We start from the raw sequence: 4,261 nt of genomic DNA, 5'->3' as shown, positions 1-4,261 counted from the left end.
CTCCCCACCTCCCCATCTCCCCCTCTACTTTTAAATAGATACCAAATGGGTTCTATAATTAAATTGTGTAAAGATATTGACATACTCCCGAGGTTGCGCGCGATGCGACAAAGCGGGATTCTTCAGTCTGGGAAACCCTGACCGCTGTTTTGACAGAGGTGATGTCCTCCCCCTGTGTTGATAACAATTATACTCTATAATAGTGACTGTATTTGTAATTGTCAATAGCTATAGTAGAATAACTATAAACCTATGATTTCAAGAGAAAATCCCCGACGAACAACACACATAACGCCTGGCGTTCCCATACGACGCTCCCCTTATACCTGCCGCTAGGCTCCGCCTTTAATGTCGGCGACAGCCCTTAAGGAAGTTGTGCGCCAGCAAAACGGCAGAGCGCGGGACTTCCCGCCGGGGGAGTTAAAAAGCAAATAAAAATAATCATTTTTAGAGAGGTGTCTGATGGTAGCAATAACAGATCAAGTAAAAAATAGACTCACAATAGAGACAAATCAAATTGCTTCTGATACAATGGCCATTCGTTCCCTTGATTGGGACCGCGACCGCTTTGATATAGAATTTGGTCTACAGAATGGTACCACATATAACTCCTTTATCATTCGAGGGGAAAAAAATGCCCTGGTAGATACATCCCATGCAAAGTTTCGCCAATTGTACCTAGATACTCTATGGGGTTTGATCAAACCTACCGAAATAGATTACCTAATTATTAGTCATACGGAACCAGATCATAGTGGTTTAGTCAAAGATATTATTGAACTGGCTCCAGAAGTTACAGTAGTTGGGGCAAAAGTAGCAATTCAATTTTTAGAAAATCTAACTCACATACCATTTAATAAGCAAATTGTCAAAAATGGCGACCAATTAGATTTAGGTAATGGTCACGTTTTAGAATTCGTTTCGGCTCCAAATTTGCATTGGCCTGATACAATATTTAGCTACGATCGCCAAACCCAAACCCTATTTACTTGTGATGCTTTTGGGATGCACTATTGTTCAGACAAAACTTATGATGAAAAGCTCAGTGATATAGAAGCAGATTATAAGTTTTATTATGAATGTCTCATGGCTCCCAATGCTCGTTCAGTCTTAAATGCCATGAAAAAAATGAAAGCACTGGGAGACATCAATACCATTGCTACAGGTCATGGTCCACTCTTGCGTCATAACTTAGTAGAACTAACAAACCGTTATGAAGAGTGGAGTAAAGCAAAAAGCAAAGCAGAGACAACAGTCGCAGTATTTTATACCTCTGATTATGGTTATAGCGATCGCCTTTCCCAAGCCATTGCCCATGGGATAACTAAAACAGGGGTAGCAGTAGAAATGATGGACTTAAAAGCTGCTGACCCCCAAGAAGTAAGGGAATTGGTAGAAATGGCCAAAGGAATTGTGATTGGAGCGCCACCAACAACAGGAGTCGCAGCTAGCAGTGCAGAAACAGCCATCAGCACTATTTTAGCAGCAGCGAATAAAAAGCAAGCATTTGGTTTGTTTGAATCAGGTGGTGGGGATGACTTATCTATTTATCCTCTTGCTAACCAGTTTCAAGAGTTAGGACTCAAGCAAGCATTCCCCAATATTTTAATCAAAGAAACACCTTCAGAATTAACTTACAAATTATGTGAAGAAGCAGGAACAGATGCTGGGCAACTTTTGACTCTCAAGGAAACTATCAAGCAAATGAAATCTCTTGACGACGATCTGGATAAAGCTTTAGGTCGTCTGAGTGGAGGTTTGTATATTATTACTGCTACTAAAGGCGAAGTTAGTAGTGCTATGTTAGCTTCTTGGGTAGTGCAAGCTAGTTTCCAACCTTTGGGAGTTTCTATCGCAGTAGCAAAAGACCGAGCTATTGAGGCGCTAATGCAAGTAGGCGATCGCTTTGTCTTAAACGTATTGCGGGAAGATAACTATCAACGTCTAATGCGACATTTTCTGAAGCGCTTCCCACCTGGTGCAGACCGTTTTGCTGGAGTCAATACTCAAACTGCTAAAAATGGTAGTCCAATTTTAAGTGATGCTCTAGCTTATTTAGAGTGTGAAGTAGCAAGTCGGATGGAAGCAAGCGACCATTGGCTTATTTATGCAACAGTTGATAATGGGCGAGTTAGTGACTCAGATATTTTGCCTGCAGTGCATCATAGAAGAGTAGGTAATCATTATTAATTTAGAATTGTAGTGCGGGCATCTTGCCCGCTAGTTGTGTACTTATCTGAAAAGTCATTGTGCCTATAATTAGGAAGGAACCTTCCATCAACCGTGAGCTTGCTTTCTTCCACTCTATTCCAGTAGCAATGACAATATATAGAGATATCAGGTGTGAAAATGCCCACAGAGAAACAAGCAGTTAATTGTTTTATTATGTGTCAAAGAATTACACAGATGTATTTACCAATTTCTCTAGTTAGATCATGTCCGTTGGTATCGTTTGTGTAAAAGTTAGCGTGGATATTGACAGGAAATTTAAGTTTTTTTCTTGCTCAACTGCGTTCCTGTTTGTTGCCTGTTGCCTGTTGCCTGTTGCCTGTTGCCTGTTGCCTACCTTTTCTATACAATACCGATGCTACCGGACATGATATTAGGTTAGATGAAAGAAGTAATGATATTTTCATTCTTGCAGGTGAAGATATCCAAGTTTTAATTGACAAAAATGGTGAGGTAACAATTTTATGAATCATCCTAATTTTCAAACCATGAATGAATCAGAATTACGGGCTTATGTATTGACTCATCAAGATGATACTGAGGCATTTTATGCGTTAGCCGACCGTCTGAAATCTAAACCAGGACGTAAATTATCTGAAAGTGATTTTGAGATATTACCTGAAATTTTAGCAGAAATTAAACAACAACAACAAAAGTAAGAAAGTTAATAACAAGCTTCTTAAAAATCTCATATTCTTTATCCTCAGAGGAAGGCAAAACCGGATAATTTCCGCCTGTAAAGCCACTCGAAATGAAAGGAGAGTCTATGAACGACCCTGAAAAAGAATTTACCATTAAACTGCACCCCCGCATTCAAGAGAAAGTTTCCTTGAATATTCCAGCAGATACCTTACCATCTCTCAAAAAAGTAGCTGCTAGTCGAGATATGTCTTGTGAAGCATTACTGAAATTATATATTGGACAAGGGTTAAGAGAAGATTTAGCCAAATCTTTTTCTAATCGCTTACTAGAAGCAACAGCAGAAATTTTAGCCAAACATATTAACTCAGAAGCAGAAATATCTAATATTTTAGAAGAAATTCAGAATCAAACAACACTCTAAATGTGGCTCATTGACTTGAAAACCTTTGTATGGTAATGAACTCACTCAAAGATTACTTTTGCCTTTTGCCTTTTGACTTTTGACTTGAAGAAAGCGATCGCCAAAAAATGATAAAATATAACATTATTTGGACTTAGGCAAAGAAACCCGGTTTCTATGGTAAACTATTATTTTTGACAATAAACATCTACAAGAAACCGGGTTTCTGGGTTCGTCTGCATAGGTCCTGATTATATTTGTATAAATTAAACAACTAAACTATGCTACAAACCACCAAAAAAAAAGATGTTCAAGTTGTCATAATTGCTGAAGACACAAAAGTTCTAAGGTCTCGCACTTGGGATAGACTAAAATTTGAGGTCGAATATTCCCTCCAAAAAGGAACCACTGCCAACTCTTATCTCATTCAAGCAGAAAAAACTGCAGTTATCGACCCCCCTGGGGAATCATTCACTCAAAATTATTTAGAATCATTGCAACTACGCTTAGATTGGCATCGCCTTGACTATCTGATTCTGGGTCACTTTAATGCTAATCGTGGAGCGACTCTTCAAGCATTGTTAGCTGTAGCTCCTCAAGTTACCTTTGTCTGCTCAAACCCCGCAGCTTTAACTCTCAAAGAATATTTCAAAGACCAAGAGTTGAAAATTAAGGTAGTTAAAGGAGAAGATACCCTTGATTTGGGTGGTGGCCATCAATTACGGTTTATCACCACTCCCACTCCTAAATGGCCAGACGGCTTAATGACTTATGACCCGCAAACTCAAATTTTGTTTACTGATAAATTTTTCGGCGCTCATGTCTGCGGAGACCAAGTTGCTGACGAAGGATGGAGTGTCTATAGCGAGGATAGACGCTTTTATTATGATTGTATCCATGCAGCTCAGGCAAAACAAGTGCTTTCTACTCTCGAAAAAATTTCTGAGTTGACTGTGAAATTCTATGGTTCTGGTCACGGACCAATGGTAC

6 protein-coding genes are annotated in these 4,261 nt (G+C 39.2%); all 6 read left to right on the top strand.

The window, feature by feature from the left end; genetic code table 11:
* Positions 1 to 462 precede the first annotated feature (462 nt).
* Positions 463 to 2,190, top strand: coding sequence for a diflavin flavoprotein (locus AFK68_RS08040; RefSeq protein ID WP_094672293.1), 1,728 nt, complete (start codon positions 463 to 465; stop codon positions 2,188 to 2,190).
* Positions 2,191 to 2,349: 159 nt separating this feature from the next.
* Entirely contained in the window at positions 2,350 to 2,460 is a 111-nt protein-coding gene (locus AFK68_RS44535; protein WP_371357279.1) for a hypothetical protein, read from the top strand.
* Positions 2,461 to 2,475: 15 nt separating this feature from the next.
* On the top strand, positions 2,476 to 2,697 hold the full coding sequence (locus AFK68_RS34705) for a hypothetical protein (protein ID WP_143437679.1): 222 nt from the start codon (positions 2,476 to 2,478) through the stop codon (positions 2,695 to 2,697).
* Entirely contained in the window at positions 2,694 to 2,888 is a 195-nt protein-coding gene (locus AFK68_RS08025; protein WP_094672292.1) for a hypothetical protein, read from the top strand. Before AFK68_RS34705 ends, AFK68_RS08025 begins: the two co-directional genes overlap by 4 nt.
* Positions 2,889 to 2,995: 107 nt before the next feature.
* Positions 2,996 to 3,292, top strand: coding sequence for a hypothetical protein (locus tag AFK68_RS08020; protein WP_094672294.1), 297 nt, complete (start codon positions 2,996 to 2,998; stop codon positions 3,290 to 3,292).
* 260 nt (positions 3,293 to 3,552) lie between these two features.
* On the top strand, positions 3,553 to 4,261 hold a 709-nt coding region (locus AFK68_RS08015; RefSeq protein WP_143437678.1), incomplete at its 3' end, for an FprA family A-type flavoprotein.

It is taken from the genome of Hydrocoleum sp. CS-953 (assembly GCF_002260545.1).
GTDB lineage: Bacteria > Cyanobacteriota > Cyanobacteriia > Cyanobacteriales > Microcoleaceae > Trichodesmium.
This window is presented reverse-complemented; position numbering and strand designations above follow the sequence as displayed.